Annotated in this window: 16 protein-coding genes; 8 read left to right on the top strand and 8 right to left on the bottom strand. The window is 70.8% G+C overall.

Annotation, left to right across the window (positions count from 1 at the left end):
- Nucleotides 1-29 precede the first annotated feature (29 nt).
- Nucleotides 30-944 carry a LysR family transcriptional regulator gene (locus HP507_RS13670; protein WP_175352343.1) on the top strand — a complete coding sequence of 305 codons (915 nt, stop codon included), beginning with the start codon at nucleotides 30-32 and terminating at the stop codon, nucleotides 942-944.
- Nucleotides 945-1,027: 83 nt separating this feature from the next.
- Here HP507_RS13670 and purB read toward each other — a convergent pair whose 3' ends face one another.
- The 3 genes from purB to HP507_RS13655 all read right to left on the bottom strand — a co-directional run bounded on the left by purB (nucleotide 1,028) and on the right by HP507_RS13655 (nucleotide 3,416).
- Nucleotides 1,028-2,413 carry an adenylosuccinate lyase gene (gene purB / locus HP507_RS13665; protein ID WP_175352342.1) on the bottom strand — a complete coding sequence of 462 codons (1,386 nt, stop codon included), beginning with the start codon at nucleotides 2,411-2,413 and terminating at the stop codon, nucleotides 1,028-1,030.
- A complete protein-coding gene (locus HP507_RS13660; RefSeq protein ID WP_175352341.1) occupies nucleotides 2,410-2,922 on the bottom strand; it encodes a low molecular weight protein-tyrosine-phosphatase in 513 nt (170 codons plus the stop codon). The genes purB and HP507_RS13660 overlap by 4 nt, the downstream gene beginning before the upstream one ends.
- Nucleotides 2,923-3,017: 95 nt before the next feature.
- Nucleotides 3,018-3,416: a phage holin family protein gene (locus tag HP507_RS13655; protein ID WP_175352340.1), complete on the bottom strand. Its 399-nt coding sequence runs from the start codon at nucleotides 3,414-3,416 to the stop codon at nucleotides 3,018-3,020.
- Nucleotides 3,417-3,466: 50 nt separating this feature from the next.
- On the opposite strand from HP507_RS13655, the gene HP507_RS13650 reads away from it, so the two are divergent.
- From HP507_RS13650 to HP507_RS13630, 5 genes are all read left to right on the top strand, one after another.
- Complete coding sequence (locus HP507_RS13650; RefSeq protein WP_175352339.1) at nucleotides 3,467-4,546, top strand: histidinol-phosphate transaminase; 1,080 nt, start codon at nucleotides 3,467-3,469, stop codon at nucleotides 4,544-4,546.
- Nucleotides 4,547-4,569: 23 nt separating this feature from the next.
- Nucleotides 4,570-5,706: a thiamine pyrophosphate-dependent enzyme gene (locus tag HP507_RS13645; RefSeq protein ID WP_175352338.1), complete on the top strand. Its 1,137-nt coding sequence runs from the start codon at nucleotides 4,570-4,572 to the stop codon at nucleotides 5,704-5,706.
- Between the two features lie 86 nt (nucleotides 5,707-5,792).
- Nucleotides 5,793-6,752 (top strand): alpha-ketoacid dehydrogenase subunit beta, encoded by a 960-nt coding sequence (locus tag HP507_RS13640; protein ID WP_175352540.1) that lies wholly within the window; start codon nucleotides 5,793-5,795, stop codon nucleotides 6,750-6,752.
- Between the two features lie 40 nt (nucleotides 6,753-6,792).
- Entirely contained in the window at nucleotides 6,793-8,373 is a 1,581-nt protein-coding gene (locus HP507_RS13635) for a dihydrolipoamide acetyltransferase family protein (RefSeq protein ID WP_175352337.1), read from the top strand.
- A 129-nt stretch (nucleotides 8,374-8,502) separates the two neighbouring features.
- Entirely contained in the window at nucleotides 8,503-9,078 is a 576-nt protein-coding gene (locus HP507_RS13630) for a GNAT family N-acetyltransferase (RefSeq protein WP_175352336.1), read from the top strand.
- A gap of 80 nt (nucleotides 9,079-9,158) precedes the next feature.
- On the opposite strand, the gene HP507_RS13625 is transcribed toward HP507_RS13630, so the two are convergent.
- Genes HP507_RS13625 through HP507_RS13615 form a run of 3 tightly spaced genes read right to left on the bottom strand, consistent with a single transcriptional unit; the run spans nucleotide 9,159 to nucleotide 12,227 of the window.
- Nucleotides 9,159-9,797, bottom strand: a complete 639-nt coding sequence (locus HP507_RS13625; protein ID WP_175352335.1) for an ABC transporter ATP-binding protein — start codon at nucleotides 9,795-9,797, stop codon at nucleotides 9,159-9,161.
- Entirely contained in the window at nucleotides 9,794-11,818 is a 2,025-nt protein-coding gene (locus HP507_RS13620) for a hypothetical protein (protein WP_175352334.1), read from the bottom strand. The genes HP507_RS13625 and HP507_RS13620 overlap by 4 nt, the downstream gene beginning before the upstream one ends.
- Before the next feature lie 16 nt (nucleotides 11,819-11,834).
- Nucleotides 11,835-12,227, bottom strand: a complete 393-nt coding sequence (locus HP507_RS13615) for a lactococcin 972 family bacteriocin (protein ID WP_175352333.1) — start codon at nucleotides 12,225-12,227, stop codon at nucleotides 11,835-11,837.
- Between the two features lie 217 nt (nucleotides 12,228-12,444).
- On the opposite strand from HP507_RS13615, the gene HP507_RS13610 reads away from it, so the two are divergent.
- Nucleotides 12,445-13,179 (top strand): GntR family transcriptional regulator, encoded by a 735-nt coding sequence (locus HP507_RS13610; RefSeq protein WP_175352332.1) that lies wholly within the window; start codon nucleotides 12,445-12,447, stop codon nucleotides 13,177-13,179.
- A 100-nt stretch (nucleotides 13,180-13,279) separates the two neighbouring features.
- On the opposite strand, the gene HP507_RS13605 is transcribed toward HP507_RS13610, so the two are convergent.
- Nucleotides 13,280-13,732 (bottom strand): PTS sugar transporter subunit IIA, encoded by a 453-nt coding sequence (locus tag HP507_RS13605; RefSeq protein WP_175352331.1) that lies wholly within the window; start codon nucleotides 13,730-13,732, stop codon nucleotides 13,280-13,282.
- Entirely contained in the window at nucleotides 13,729-13,965 is a 237-nt protein-coding gene (locus HP507_RS13600) for a PTS sugar transporter subunit IIB (RefSeq protein WP_144761695.1), read from the bottom strand. The genes HP507_RS13605 and HP507_RS13600 overlap by 4 nt, the downstream gene beginning before the upstream one ends.
- A 179-nt stretch (nucleotides 13,966-14,144) precedes the next feature.
- Between HP507_RS13600 and HP507_RS13595 the strand changes: the two genes are divergently transcribed.
- A complete protein-coding gene (locus HP507_RS13595) occupies nucleotides 14,145-15,410 on the top strand; it encodes a PTS transporter subunit EIIC (protein WP_175352330.1) in 1,266 nt (421 codons plus the stop codon).
- The last annotated feature ends 54 nt before the right edge of the window (nucleotides 15,411-15,464 follow it).

Here is a 15,464-nt window from a genome sequence, read left to right as displayed (position 1 = left end):
GTTCCGGAGCCACGTTGTAGGGTCACTGCATGGTTGGCTTCGACGTGCAGCTCCTCGCCGTCCTCCGCGAACTGGGCGAGCGGGGCAGCGTCACGGCGGTCGCCGAGGCCACCCACCGCACGCCGAGTGCGGTGTCCCAGCAGCTGCAGACGCTGCAGCGCCAGGTCGGGGTCCAGCTGGTCGAGCGGGTCGGCCGCGGGGTGCGGCTGACCGAGCACGGTCGGGTCCTCGCCGGGCTGGCGACCGGTGTGGCGACGGCGATCGCCGCCGTCGACGCGGCGTGGCGGGAACACCTCGGCGGCGCGACCGGACGCGTCGACCTCGCGGTGTTCCCCTCGGCCGCCGAGCTCCTGCTCCCCGGACTCCTCACCCGGATGCGCGCCCACCCCGGCATCGAACTGGTCCTGGTCGACGTGGACGTCAGCGAGGACGAGTTCGGTCCGCTCGCCGCCGACCACGACGTCGTGATCGGGCACCGGCCGGACGGCGCCCCGCCCGCGGGACGGGCGGCGCTCGAGACCGTCCCGCTGCTGCGCGAGCCGCTCGACGTCGCCCTCCCGCTCGGACACCGGCTCGCCGGCCGCGACCGGGTCAGCATCGGCGACGTCGTCGGGGAGTCCTGGATCGGCGTCCCGGAGGGCTACCCGATCGACCGGGTGCTCACCGCGATGGCGGCCGCGACCGACACCCCGCCGAGTGTCGGGTTCCGGACGGTCCACCTGCCGGTCATCGAGAACCTCGTCGCGGCCGGGCACGGTGTCGCGCTCGTGCCGCGGTACACCTCGGGGACGCGGGCTCCCGGGCGGTTCCGCCTCGCCGAACTCGCCGACGTCCGCGCGGGTCGGCGCATCGAGGCGCTCGTGCGGGCGGACCGCGCGGTCCGCCCCGGGGTGCGGAGGGTCCTGGAGGCACTGGTCGCCGAGGCGACGGACGTCACCGCCTGAGGACGGCCGGCGCACGGCGGAGGCGCCCCGCGCCTCCAGGCCGCCCGCCGACCACCCGCCGACCACCCGCAGAACGCGGACCGTCAGACGTCGAGGTGGTCGACCAGCTCGTCGGCCAGACCCGTGTAGGTCGCGGGCGTCAGGTTCGTCAAGCGCGCCTTCGCCCCGGACGAGATGTCCAGGCCGTTGACGAACGCCACGAGTTCCGCCTGGCCGATGCGCTTGCCGCGCGTGAGCTCCTTGAGCATCGCGTACGGGTCCTCGATGTTGGACTGCCCGGCGGTGACCTCGGCCCGGATGACGGTCTGGATCGCCTCGCCGAGCACCTCCCAGTTGTGGTCGAGGTCCTCGGCGAGCCGGGCCTCGTTCACGGAGACCTCGATCAGGCCCCGACGGAGGTTGTCGAGCGCGAGCAGCGAGTGCCCGAACGCGACGCCGATGTTCCGCTGCGTGGTGGAGTCCGTGAGATCCCGCTGCAGGCGGCTCGTCACGAGCGTCTCGGACAGCGTGGAGAACAGCGCCGACGAGATCTCGAGGTTCGCCTCGGCGTTCTCGAACCGGATCGGGTTGATCTTGTGCGGCATCGTGGACGACCCGGTGGCGCCGGCGACCGGGATCTGGGTGAAGTACCCCATCGAGATGTAGGTCCACATGTCGGTCGCGAGGTTGTGCAGGATGCGGTTCGCGTGCCGGACCCGGTCGTACAGCTCGGCCTGCCAGTCGTGCGACTCGATCTGCGTGGTGAGCGGGTTCCAGGTGAGACCGAGGCCCTCGACGAACTCGCGGGACAGCGCGGGCCAGTCGGCCTCGGGGTCCGCGGCGAGGTGTGCCGAGAAGGTGCCGGTCGCGCCGGAGAACTTGCCGAGGTACTCGCCGCCCTCGATCTGCGACAGGACGCGCTCGAGGCGGTACACGACGACGGCGATCTCCTTGCCGAGGGTCGTCGGGGTCGCCGGCTGCCCGTGCGTGTGCGAGAGCATCGGCACCGCCTTCAGCTCGTCGGCCATGGCACGGAGCGCGGCGACGACGGCCTTGTACGCCGGCAGCCACACCTGGTCGACGGTGTCGCGCACGGTGAGGGCGTAGGAGAGGTTGTTGATGTCCTCGCTCGTGCAGGCGAAGTGCGTGAGTTCCGCGATCGAGTCGAGCCCGAGCTCCGACAGACGACGACGGACGAAGTACTCGACCGCCTTGACGTCGTGCCGGGTGGTCGCCTCGATCTCGGCGAGTTCGGCGATCTGGGCGTGCCCGAAGGTCTCCACGACCTGGCGGAGCGCGGTCTTGTCGTCGACGCTGAGGGGCGACGTGGTGAACATCGCGTGGTCGGTGAGGAAGATGAGCCACTCGACCTCGACCACGACACGCGCGCGGTTGAGACCTGCCTCGGAGAGGTGCTCGCCCACCGTGTGCACGATCGGGTAGTAGCGCCCGTCGAGCGGACTGATCGGCTGCGGGGGAAGGGGGGTCATGGGGCTCCCTGACGGACTGCCGGCTCGAGTTGGCGGAAGAGCGCCCGGCAGGCCCGTTCGACGGTCGAGAGCACTCGGTCGAACTCGTGCCGGTCCGCGTAGTACGGATCCGGTACGTCGGTCTGCTGGGGCCAGGCGTCGTCGTACCGCAGCAGGAGCGTCACCTTCGCGGCGTCGTCCATGGTCGGTGCCCACGAGCGCAGGATGCGTTCGTGGGAGCGGTCGAGTGCGACCACCAGGTCGAGATCCGGGAACCGGTCCGGGTCGAACTGACGGGCGCGATGCCTGCTGCCATCGTATCCGCGCGCTGCGAGTGCCGCGATCGTGCGCTCGTCGGCGGGCTCGCCGACGTGCCAGTCGCCGGTGCCGGCGGACTCGACGTGGAACCGCTCGGCCATGCCGGCTTCCGCTGCCAGCTGGGCGAAGACGATGCCGGCCATGGGGGACCGGCAGATGTTGCCGCTGCAGACGAACGAGACGCGGAAGGGGGCTCCGTCGTCCGTGGTCATGGGGACATCATGTCGCAGGGACCGGCTGACCGCGACGGCGGTCGCGTCGGCGTGCAGACCGGGAGGCACGGTGCGGGTTGCGTCGTCGGCCTGCGTCACGCGCGCTGACGGTTGAGCACCGGCCGCACGAACAGCCCGATCAGCCACGCGAAGACCGCGAGGACGAAGGCGCCGACGATGCCCCACCCGAAGGACTCGACGTTGAGCCCGAAGCCGAACGCGTCCGAGATGCCAGCGACGATGAGCAGCAGGATGGCGTTCACGACGAACGAGATGAGCCCGAGCGTGAGGATGTAGATCGGGAACGCCACGATCCGGATGAGCGTGCCGATGACGGCGTTCACGAGCCCGAACACGAACGCCACGAGCAGGAACGTCAGCACCGTGGCGGTGGTCCCGCCGTCACCGAACGGGGTGACGGAGACGCCGCTGACGATGAGTGTGGTGAGCCAGAGCGCGACGGCGTTGACGACGAGGCGGACGAGGAATCGCATGCCCCCATGATGCCCTCCGACGTTCTCCGGGGTGCAGATACCCTGGCACGGTGACTGACGAGCGCGTGCACATCCGGCCCGAGATCGCGGTGCTCCCCGCGTACAAGCAGGGACGCCAGGCGGCCGCCTCCGCCTTCAAGCTGTCGAGCAACGAGAACCCGTTCCCGCCGCTGCCCGGCGTCGTCGAGGCCGTGCAGGCGCAGACCGCGTTCAACCGCTACCCGGACGCCACCGCCCTCGCCGTCCGCGCCGTGCTGGCCAACCGCTTCGGCGTCACCGTGGACGAGGTGCACGTCGCACCCGGAAGCGTCGCGATCCTGCACGAGCTCGCCAAGGCCACGAGCGGACCCGGCGACGAGATCGTGTACGCCTGGCGCTCCTTCGAGGCCTACCCCGGGGTCGTCACGGTGGCCGGCGCCACGAGCGTGCAGGTGCCGAACCGCGCCGACGGCGGACACGACCTCGACGCGATGGCCGCCGCGGTCACCGATCGCACCCGCATGGTGATCGTCTGCACGCCGAACAACCCGACCGGGCCCGTCGTCACGGCGGCCGAGTTCGACGCGTTCATGGCGCGGGTTCCGGAGTCCGTGCTGGTGGTGCTGGACGAGGCGTACGCGGAGTTCGTCACCGAGCCGACGGCCGTTCGCGGTGCGCCGCTCCTCGAGCGCTACCCGAATCTCGTCGTCCTCCGTACCTTCTCGAAGGCGTACGGGCTGGCGGGACTCCGCGTCGGCTACGCCCTCGGCCCGGCGTACGTGCTCGACGCCGTGCGCGCCTGCGCGATCCCGTTGTCGGTGACGGCTCAGGGGCAGGCCGCAGCGCTCGCGAGTCTCGAGCGCGAGGCCGAACTGCTCGAGCGGGTCGCCGAGCTGGCCTCGCGGCGTGACCGCATCGTCGCGTCGCTGCGCGGACAGGGGTGGGACGTCCCCGACGCGCAGGGCAACTTCGTGTGGCTGCCGACGGGGGACCTGACCGCGCACGCCGCGGAGCGATTCGAGCACGCAGGCATCATCGTCCGGGCCTTCGGGAACGAGGGCATCCGCATCTCGATCGGCGAGCACGAGGCTGTGGAAACGCTCCTCGAAACGGCTCGCTCACTTGTGGGGGACCTCCAGGTAGCCGAGTAGTCGCTGCCGCTACGCTGGCCCGCATGTCATTCCGCGCCGCGGCTCCCGCGACGACCACCATCCGGCTCCTCGACCCCGAGGGCCGGTTCGTGGAGACCGACGAGAACGCCGAGTTCGCCGCCGCCGCGCGCGCGATCCCGGACGAGACCCTGCTGGCGATGCACCGCCGCATGGTGCTCACGCGTCGGTTCGACCACGCCGGCCACAACCTGCAGCGCACCGGGCAGCTGGGCCTCTGGGTCCCGAGCCACGGCCAGGAAGCTGCTCAGGTCGGCTCGGTGTTCGCCCTACGCGCGCAGGACCACGTCTTCCCGTCGTACCGCGAGCACGCCGTCACCATGCACCGCGGTGTCGAGCCGATGGAGATCATCGCGATGTACCGCGGTCAGACGCACGGCGGCTGGGACCCGGACGAGCGCGGCAACACCCACATCTCGACGCTCGTGATCGGTTCGCAGACGCTGCACGCCACCGGGTACGCCCTCGGTCAGCACCTCGACGGCGACGTCGGCACGGGTGACCCGGAGCGTGACGCCTGCACGATCGTGTACTTCGGCGACGGCGCGACGAGCCAGGGCGACGTGAACGAGGCGTACGTCTTCGCCGCCTCGACCAAGGCCCCCGTCGTGTTCTTCCTGCAGAACAACCACTGGGCGATCTCCGTCCCGGTGTCCGTGCAGTCGCCGACCCCGCTGGTGGACCGGCCGCGCGGCTTCGGGATCCCGAGCGTCCGCGTCGACGGCAACGACATCCTGGCGTCGTACACGGCCTCGGTCGTGGCGACCGACCACGCCCGCAGCGGCGCGGGTCCGGCGTTCGTCGAGGCCGAGACCTACCGCATCGGCGCGCACACGAGCTCCGACGACCCGAGCCGGTACCGCGGCGACGACGAACTGACCTCGTGGGTGGAGCGCGACCCGATCGCACGGTCCGCCGCCTACCTGCGATCGAAGGGCGTCACCGACGAGCAGCTCGCCGCGTTCGACGCGGAGGGCGAGGACATCGCCGCCGACGTCCGCCGCCGCACGGTCGCCCTGACGCCGCCGTCCGTCGACGTGATGTTCGACAACGTGTACCGCGAGCCGCACCCGCTGATCGCCGAGCAGAAGGCCTGGCTCGAGCAGTACGAGGCCGGCTACGAAGGGGGCGCCCACGCATGAGCAGCACCGAGCAGCTCTTCGACTACACGCTGCGCTCCCACCCGGGCGCCGGTGAGGTCCCGAGCGACCCCACCCCGACCCTGACGATGGCCAAGGCGCTCAACGCCGGCCTCGCCGCCGCGATGCAGGCGGACGACAAGGTCCTGCTCATGGGTGAGGACATCGGGGCGCTCGGCGGCGTCTTCCGCATCACGGAGGGCCTGCAGGAGAAGTTCGGCGCCGAACGCGTCCGGGACACCCCGCTCGCCGAGGCCGGCATCGTCGGCACCGCGATCGGCCTTGCCCTGCGCGGCTACCGCCCGGTCGTCGAGATCCAGTTCGACGGCTTCGTCTGGCCCGGCTTCGACCAGATCACCTCGCAGCTCGCGAAGATGGCGAACCGGCTGCCGGCGCACATGTCGCTGCCCGTCGTCATCCGGATCCCCTACGGCGGCCACATCGGCGCCGTGGAGCACCACCAGGAGTCCCCGGAGACGTACTTCGCGCACACCCCGGGCCTGCGCGTGGTGAGCCCGAGCACCCCGAACGACGCCTACTGGATGATCCAGGAAGCGATCGCGTCGAAGGACCCGGTCGTCTTCCTCGAGCCGAAGTCCCGTTACTGGCCGAAGGGCCAGGTGGACCTGGTCGACGGCCACGTCCCGATGCACACCACGCGAGTCGCCCGCACCGGCACCGAGGTCACCCTCGTCGGCCACGGCGCGATGGTCGCGACCCTCATGCAGGCGGCGGAGATCGCCGAGGCCGAGGGCACCAGCTGCGAGGTCATCGACCTCCGCTCGATCTCCCCGATCGACTGGGAACCGCTCCTCGCGTCCGTGCGGAAGACCGGCCGCCTCGTCATCGCGCAAGAGGCATCAGGGTTCGTGAGCGTCGGCAGCGAGATCGCCGCCACCGTCGCCGAGAAGGCGTTCTACACGATGCAGGCGCCGCCGCTCCGGGTCTCCGGGTTCGACATCCCCTTCCCGGTGTCGAAGTTGGAGCACCTGCACCTGCCGGACGCCGACCGCGTCCTCGAGGCCGTCGACCGCGCCCTCGCCTACTGACATGCTGACCGAGCCCGACCAGAACGCCGAAGGAGCCGTAGTGGCCGTCGCCGAATTCCCCCTGCCCGACGTGGGCGAAGGCCTCACCGAGGCCGAGATCGTGCAGTGGCGCGTCGCGATCGGGGACGAGATCGCCGTCGACCAGGTGCTCGTCGAGATCGAGACGGCCAAGTCGCTCGTCGAGCTCCCGTCGCCGTTCGCCGGCACGGTCACCGGGCTGCTCGTGTCCGAAGGCGACACCGTCGAGGTCGGTCGCCCGATCATCCGCGTCGAGTCCGAAGCGTCCGTCGCCTCCGGTGCGTCCGTCGGCCCTCGGCCGGGAGGCGCGGCTGCAGTCGCCGACAGCGTCCCGACCAGTCCCGCGGTCGCGTCCACCCCGCCTGCCGCACCCGCGCCGGTCGTTCCGGTCGTGCCGGCACCGACAGCACCCGCTCCGGTCGCCGCCCCCGCGCCGACTCCCCCGGCTGCTGCTGCGCCGGCCGCTGCCGTGCCGCCGCAGCCGGTCGCCGTCGACGCCTCCGTCGTCGGCACCGACGAGTCCTCCGGCGCCGTCCTCGTCGGCTACGGCTCCGCGACCTCGTCCCCGTCCCGCCGCAAGCCGGGCGCGCGCCGGGCAGCAGCCCTCGCGGCCGAGGCGAGCCGCGCCTCCAGTGCGGACGCGGCCGCAGCCGCCGAGGTGGCGACCGATCCCGGTGAGGACAGCACCGCGGAAGCCGTCGCGGCCCAGGGCTCGAACCCCGCACGCACGAGCCGCACCGCGACCAACGTGCTCGCGAAGCCGCCGATCCGGAAGCTCGCGAAGGACCTCGGTGTCGAGCTGACCGAGGTCGTGCCGACCGGCCTCGCGGGCGAGGTCACCCGCGACGACGTCATCCGCCACGCGAAGCAGGCCAGCGTCTTCCGGAACATCGAGACCCCGGAGTGGGGCGACGTCCGGCGCGAGACCCTCCCGGTGAAGGGCGTCCGCAAGGCGATCGCGACCGCGATGACCACATCGGCGTTCACCGCGCCCCACGTCTCACTGTTCGTCGACGTCGACGCTACCCGCACGATGGAGTTCGTCAAGCGGCTGAAGTCCTCGCCCACGTTCGCCGGCGTGAAGGTCTCGCCGCTGCTCATCATCGCGAAGGCCGTGATCTGGGCCGTCCGCCGCAACCGTTCGGTGAACTCGACCTGGACCGACCGCGAGATCATCGTCCACCACTTCGTGAACCTCGGCATCGCTGCGGCGACCCCGCGCGGACTCATCGTGCCGAACATCAAGGACGCGCAGGACATGTCGCTCCTCGAGCTGGCGCAGGCCCTCGAGGAACTGACACTCACCGCCCGCGACGGCAAGACCACGCCCCAGCAGATGGCCGACGGCACCGTGACGATCACCAACATCGGGGTGTTCGGCATGGACACCGGGACGCCCATCCTCAACCCGGGCGAGGTCGCGATCGTGGCGATGGGCACGATCAAGCCGAAGCCGTGGGTCGTCGACGGCGAGGTGCGCTCGCGGATGGTGACGACGGTCGGCGCCTCGTTCGACCACCGGGTCGTCGACGGGGACGTGGCGTCGCGCTTCGTGCACGACGTGGCGTCGGTGATCGAGGAGCCGGCGCTCCTGCTCGACTGATCGGTCTTTGACGCTCGGCAGATCACGGTCGGTCGCGCCCGCGTGCGGTTTGCCGCACGTCCCGGCCCGTGCGCGCGGAAGTCGCGTGGTGTTCACCCGGATGTCGGTGGTCGGCGTGATGATCGGTGCATGGTCCACCAGCTCCTGATGCCCCCGCAGGAGATCCGAACGGATCGCCTCCTGCTCACCCCGCTCACCCCGGCGGACATCGACGACGTGCACGGAGTGTTCTCCGACGCCCGCACGTGGACCCATCTGCCCGCCGGACGCCACTCGGTGCGGGCGTCCACCGTGGACCTCGTGCAGCGGAAGATCGGCGGCCGCGCACGGCACGGCCTCGGCTCCTGGGCGGTACGGGCGGCCGCGGACAACGCGTTCCTCGGGGTCGGGGGCGTCGACATGACCTCCGCCGGGATGTGGAACCTCGGGTACCGTCTCGCGCCGTCGGCGTGGGGGAACGGCTACGCGACCGAGGTGGCCCTCGCTGCCGTGGCCGCGGCGCACGACGTCGCACCCGACGTCCCGGTCACCGGACGGGTGCTCACGAACAACCCGGCGTCGGCCGCCGTGCTCGAGCGTGCAGGGCTGTCGCTGGTCTGGCAGGGGCAGACGTCCGCGCCCCTGCCGGTCGGTGTCGACCGGCAGGTGTGGGCTGACCGGGCGCTGTCACGGACCGAACTGGCCTGGCTCGTCGCCAACGCCTGACGACTTCCCCCGCCCGACCCGCCCGGGCACATCCAGTGCCCCCTCCGATCCGTCAGGCCCGTCGAATCGGTTCCCGCCGGTCAGTCCGACGGACCCGACAGTGAGACGGTCCGCACTGCTCTCGCTTCGACGGCTGCCGAGTGCGTCGCGATGACCACCGCGGCACCGTCGGCGGCGAACTCGCACAGCAGATCGAGCACCATGTCGGCGTTCCCTCCGTCGAGGGCGCTGGTGGGTTCGTCAGCGAGGATGACCTCGGGCTGCTTGGCGAGGAGCCGTGCGAGCGCCACCCGCTGCTGTTCACCGCCACTGAGCTCGTGTGCACGGTCCGTCGCGCGACCGCCGAGTCCGACCCGGTCGAGCGCCTCGGCCGTCGGGAGCCCTCGGCGCGCCGCCAGGCGTTGCGGCACCCGGGCCAGGTCGATGTTCGCCTGTACGGTCATGTCGGCAACCAGACCGAAGTCCTGGAAGAGGTACCCGAGGAACCGACGGCGCATGCGACGCGCACGACGGGCGCTCCGACCGGCCGTGACGCCGTCGAGGTGGATCGTGCCGTCGTCGAGGGTGTCGATGTGGCCGAGACAATCGAGGAGCGTCGACTTCCCGGCGCCACTCGGCCCGACCAGGGCGACGACTTCGCCGCGGTCGACGTCGAACGACAGGTCGCGCCAGAGCTCCCGGCGTCCCCGCCGTTTGGACGCGTGGCGTACTTCGATCATCGTGATCCGTTCCCTCGGGTTCGAGTGACGTTCCGCGCGGTGACGGCCAGGGCGACGACGCTGGCGGCGCTCAACGCCACGAGTGCCAGCGCCGCGAGTGCTCCAGCGGTGCCTGCGGACTGGGCGACCGGGTCCAGGACGGAATTGCGCCCCGTTCCGTCCGGGCGCTGATCCCACCACCGGTTGATCGCGACCACGGTCGCCATCATCAGCAATGCTGCCTCCATCGCCAGCAGACCGGTGTCGACCCGGAGGAAGGGTGCGCCGCTCGCGAACCTCGCGAAGAGGGCGCGACCGTGGCGTCGTCGATGAGCCGTCGTGGCGAGCAGTGCGAGCACGAGGCCGACGACGGAGCTGCTCGCGACCGTCGCCCCGCCGATGATCACGGCGGTGGCGGCGCGCCGCGCCTGTTCCGCCGCGACCTGACCGACCGCCACGACGGCACTGAACTCCGACGCGAGGCCCGATGGCCTGATCGACCGTTCTGCGGCGGCGCGGTTCGTGAAGACCACGTCCCCGGTGGACAGCCACGAGCCGAGCTGGTCCGCGGAGAAGGCCTCGGCGGGTTCCGGGACGACCACGAGCACGGCGTCGTCGAACCAGGAACGCGCGACGGAATCACCGGGGTACGAGTAGAGCTCCTGCGGGGCGAGACGGCCACCGGCGATGTCCTGACGGACCGGTGCGGGGGCATCGCGCAGCTCCCACTCGGACAACGACCGTACGAGCGGGCCGCGGGCCAGATCGCTGTCCGCCGGCAGCCAGACGGACACCCGGTCGCCGGCGGTCACGCGCGTCCCATCGGCCGCGCGCACGTCTCGCAGGCGCAGATATCCGGGATCGACGACGACAGCCGGGACCGTCGTGCGGCCCCTCCCGGTCGACACCTCGACCGTCGCGGACAGCAGGGCGTCCCGGTGGGCGATGGCGTGACCGGCGAACTCTCCGATCCGGTCCCAGTACCGCTGCGTCCCGATCGGGCGCGGGTCCGGCGTGACCCAGAGCTGCACGGTGTCACCGGCCGCCCGGAGATCACGTTCGGCAGTTCCCGCACGGGCGACGGCGACGGCACCGGTGAGCTCGAACACCGCGGCGACGAGCAGGAGGAGAGCGGGGACACGTGCGGCCTGCGCGACGACCGCGACCAGGCCGCCGGGCCGCGCGCCGCGGAGAGAACCCACCATCGGTCGTCGGTACGCGAGGAGGGTGCCGATCACGTGCGACGCGAGGACCGGCAGGAGCAGGGCCGCCCAGAGCGCCGCGACGGCGGCGGCGAGCGTCGTCGCCGAGGTCAGGCCGTTGTACACCCACAGTCCGGCTGTGACGACCGGTGTCCCGACGGCGACGACGAGCACCCCGGCACGCGCATCGGACAGCTCGGCGAGCAGGACGCGCCCGGCGCTCCAGCCGTGCAGCCGCCGGATCGCGCTCCGCCGAGGGGACCCGATCGTTCCGGTCAGGCACAGGATCACGCAGCCGAGCGTGAGTGCGCCGACGAGCCCCGTCGTGCTGGTCACGCCGTCGGTGACGCCGACCCGCTGCAACCACGGGAGCCGTTCGGACGTCACCTCGTAGCCGACGTCCGCCAGAGCGGCCATGGTCGCCTTCCGGGCCCGCTCGTCTCCGAACACGTCGTACGACCCGGTCGGGTCGTACTCGTCGAGCACGGACATCGGTCGGACCTCGGTGGTCATCGACCTCGAGAAGTCCGGGGCGCCGTCCCGTAGCCAGGCCTCTCCTCGGCTCGTCGGGGCATCGGTGACGAGCACGGCGCGACGTGTCGTCGGTGCCGCTCGGTCCGCCACGACCCGGGCGATGGTGGCGCCCTCCGTCCGGGCGACTCGTTCGAGTGCGTTCACCACTCGCTGGTTCGACCCTGTCTCGGGTCCGGCCGACGCGGTCACCACCGCCGAGGCGCCGACGACCCCGGCCTCGTTGACCTGCACGAGCCCGAAGAACCCCAGGACGAACGCGAGGAGCGGCGGGATGCCGTACGCGAGCATCACCGGTCGAACGGTCATGATGCCCCCTCGTCGATCAGCAGTTGTGGTAGTACGCCTTGTTGCCGCTGGAGGCCTTCGGCGTCGCCGCGTACGCGTACTTCCCGCCGGGGACGCCCGTGACGCGCTTGGTCCCCTTGCCCACCGCGGTCGCGCCGTGGCAGCGCTTCTCGCGGAAGTAGTTCGACCACGTGTCTCCGCCACTGACACCCCACTGCCAGAAGGCCCCGCCTCCGCCGTCGCTCCGCGTTCCGGTGCCCATGGACTCGCCGCTCGACCGTGCGCCGGTGTCGCTGATGGCCACTCCACCAGCCTCCGGCCCCGTCCCCATGACCTCGAGCGGCCCGGCCGCGGCCATCGTCGCGGTACCAGCGATCAGACCGACTGACAGCCCGAGTCCGATCAGGACCTTCGTCTTCAGGTGCTTCATGAGCTCTCCCTTCTCGTCGCCCCTTGAAGAGGTTCGCCTGCACCCTGTCAGTACTTGAAAGCTGGAGTCAAAGATTTCACATACGAATACTCCTGTGATCGCGTCCGTCATGTCGTCATGGACGTTGGCGTTCGGAGAGGGACTCGCTACTGTGATGGCAACTGGTCATGTCCGCCCATGACCACTCGCACCACCAGCGACGGAGCACGAGGAACCAATGACGAGCCGCATCACCGAGGGTGCCGAACCGAAGCACCAGCAGCTGCGGCGCATCCTGCTCGACCTCGCGACCTCGCGGCTCGCGCCCGGCGCGGCGATCCCGTCGGAACGGCAGCTCATCGCCGAGTACGGCGTCTCCCGGATCACCGTGCGCGAGGCACTCGGGCAGCTCGTCAACGAGGGGTACCTCGAACGCGTGCGCGGCAAGGGCACGTTCGTGGCGCACCGCCCGGTGCAGTCCACGCTGCACCTGGCATCCTTCACCGAGGAGATGCGCGCGCTCGGCCACGTGCCCACGACGGTCGTGCTCGTGCGCGAGGAGCGGATCCCGCCCGCGGACACCGTCGCGGCGCTCCGCCTGGGGGAGACGGACACGGCGTACCACCTGAAGCGCCTGCGGATGGCGGACGGGGCGCCGGTGTCGATCGACGACGCCTGGCTCTCCGCCGACGCCTTCCCCGGGCTCCTCGACCACGACCTGTCCGGGTCGGTCTACTCGCTCGCGGCGGTCGAGTACGGCACGCCGATCGACCGCGCGCAGCAGACCGTGGCGGCGAAGCCCGCGGCGGACGACGTCGCGACCCTGCTCGGGACGAAGACGGGCGCACCGGTGCTCGAGTTCGACCGGGTCTCGTACGCGGGGGACCGGCCCGTGGAGCACAGTCGCTCGTGGTACCGCTCGGATCGCTACCGCGTGCAGATGGAGGTCACCGCGTCCCAGTCGGCCACGTAGGACAGCAGCGCGGGACGCGAAAGCGACAGTGCGTCGTCGGGTTCCCGCAGCACACTGTCGCTTTCGCGTCCTGGAGGCGCGTGGTGCGGGCGCAGGTCCGTTATGCGTCGAAGAGGGCGTCGCCCTCGCGGACCGTCGTGCCGACGGTGTCCTGCGCGATGGAGTCCGGCGCCGAGCCGAGCACGACGACGGGGCAGATCGGCGAGTAGCCGGCGGCCGAGATCACCGACGGCGTGAACCGGACGACGGGGTCACCCGCGGTCACGGTGTCGCCCTCGGCGGCGAGGAGCTCGAAGCCCTCGCCCGAGAGCTTCACCGTGTCGATGCCCACGTGCACGAGGACGTCCGTTCCGGCTGCCCCCTGCAGCGCGAACGCGTGCGGGTGCAGTTTCACGATCGAACCGTCGACCGGGGCCACCGCGGTGACCGCGCCCTCGACGCCGGTCGGGTCCACCGCGACCCCTGCGCCGACGAGCTGCCCGGCGAACACCGGGTCGGGCACGTCGGCGAGCGAGACGACCGGGCCCGCGAAGGGGGTCCGGACGCTCGTCACAGCTCGTCCTGGATGTCCTGCGCGAGGTTGTCGGCGATGGGGCCGACGATGACCTGCCAGCCGGTGCCGCCGCCGACGACCGCCTGCGCGCCCGCGGCCTGCAGTGCACCCTTGTCGACGAGGTCACCGTCCTCCACCTCGACGCGGAGGCGCGTGATGCAGCCCTCGACCTCTTCGATGTTGTCCGCGCCACCGAGCGCGGCGATGATGTCGGCTGCCTTGATGTCGGCCATCGTTTCCTCCTCGTTAAGGGTTTTCGTACCAGGTTGACATGTGTCCGGTCTCGGTTCAGACTACGGAACTGGTCATGACCGGACAGGACCGGACCTGGCGACATCGCCGAGGTTACCGGTGCCGGCGGCACGACTCAACTCACCCCGACAAGCTCCACCCGATGACGAGAGGAACTCCGATGAGCACTGCTGCTGCCACGGATGTGCCGGAGAAGAAGACCCCGAAGAAGCAGTCGCGCGTCTTCGCCAACGCCCAGCGCCTCGGCCGGAGCCTGCTCCTTCCGATCGCGGTCATGCCCGCCGCGGGCATCCTGCTCCGTCTCGGTCAGGCCGACATGCTCGGTGCCATCCCCGGTTTCGAGAAGGGCGCGACGATCATCGCCGCCGCCGGCAACGGTGTCTTCACCTGGCTGCCGCTGCTCTTCGCGGTCGGCATCGCGATCGGCTGGGCGAAGAAGTCGGACGGCACCACGGCGCTCGCTGCGGTCGTCGGCTACATGGTCATGTACCAGGTCTTCGCGGCGATGTCGCCGATCGTCCTCGACGGCGTGAAGGATGCCAGCGGGAACCAGGCGACGATCAACTTCGGTGTCCTCGGCGGCATCGTCATGGGTCTCGTCTCGGCCGTGCTGTGGGAGAAGTTCCACCGTACGAAGATGCCCGACTTCCTCGGCTTCTTCTCGGGTCGCCGCCTCGTCCCCATCCTCACCGCGGTCGCGGGCCTGCTCATCGCCGTCGTGATGTCGTTCTTCTACCGTTACTTCGACATCGCCCTGACCGCGGCCGGTCAGGCGGTCGCGGACAACGCTGTCATCGGTGGCGGCATCTTCGGCTTCGTCAACCGCATGCTCATCCCGATCGGGCTGCACCAGCTGCTCAACTTCTTCCCGTGGTTCCAGCTCGGGAGCTTCAGCACCGGCGGCACGACCTACCACGGTGACATCGCCCGCTTCCTCGCCGGCGACCCCTCTGCGGGCATCTTCCAGACCGGGTTCTTCCCGATCATGATGTTCGCGCTCCCCGCCGGTGCCCTCGCGATCTGGCGCAACGCCAAGCCGCACAACCGCAAGCTCGTCGGCGGCATCATGCTCTCGGCGGCGCTCACCTCGTTCGTCACGGGCATCACCGAGCCCCTCGAGTACTCGTTCATGTTCGTGGCGTTCCCGCTGTACATCATCCACGCGGTGCTCACGGGCACGTCGCTCGCCCTCGTGAACGCGCTCGGGATCCACGACGGGTTCTCGTTCTCGGCCGGTGCGATCGACTACGTGCTGAACTTCGGCAAGGCGGACGGGGCGATCTGGCTCATCCCGATCGGCCTCGGGTACGCGGTCATCTACTACTTCCTGTTCAGTTTCGTGATCAAGAAGTGGAACCTCCGGACGCCGGGGCGTGAGGAGGACACGATCGCCGAGAACACGATCGAGGCGGCCACGAAGCCGTAGACGTCACCGAGTGACGGACAGGAGGCGCGGTGCCAGCTGGCACCGCGCCTCCCG

Source organism: Curtobacterium pusillum (assembly GCF_013359865.1).
GTDB classification, from domain to species: Bacteria; Actinomycetota; Actinomycetes; order Actinomycetales; family Microbacteriaceae; genus Curtobacterium; species Curtobacterium pusillum.
This window is presented reverse-complemented; position numbering and strand designations above follow the sequence as displayed.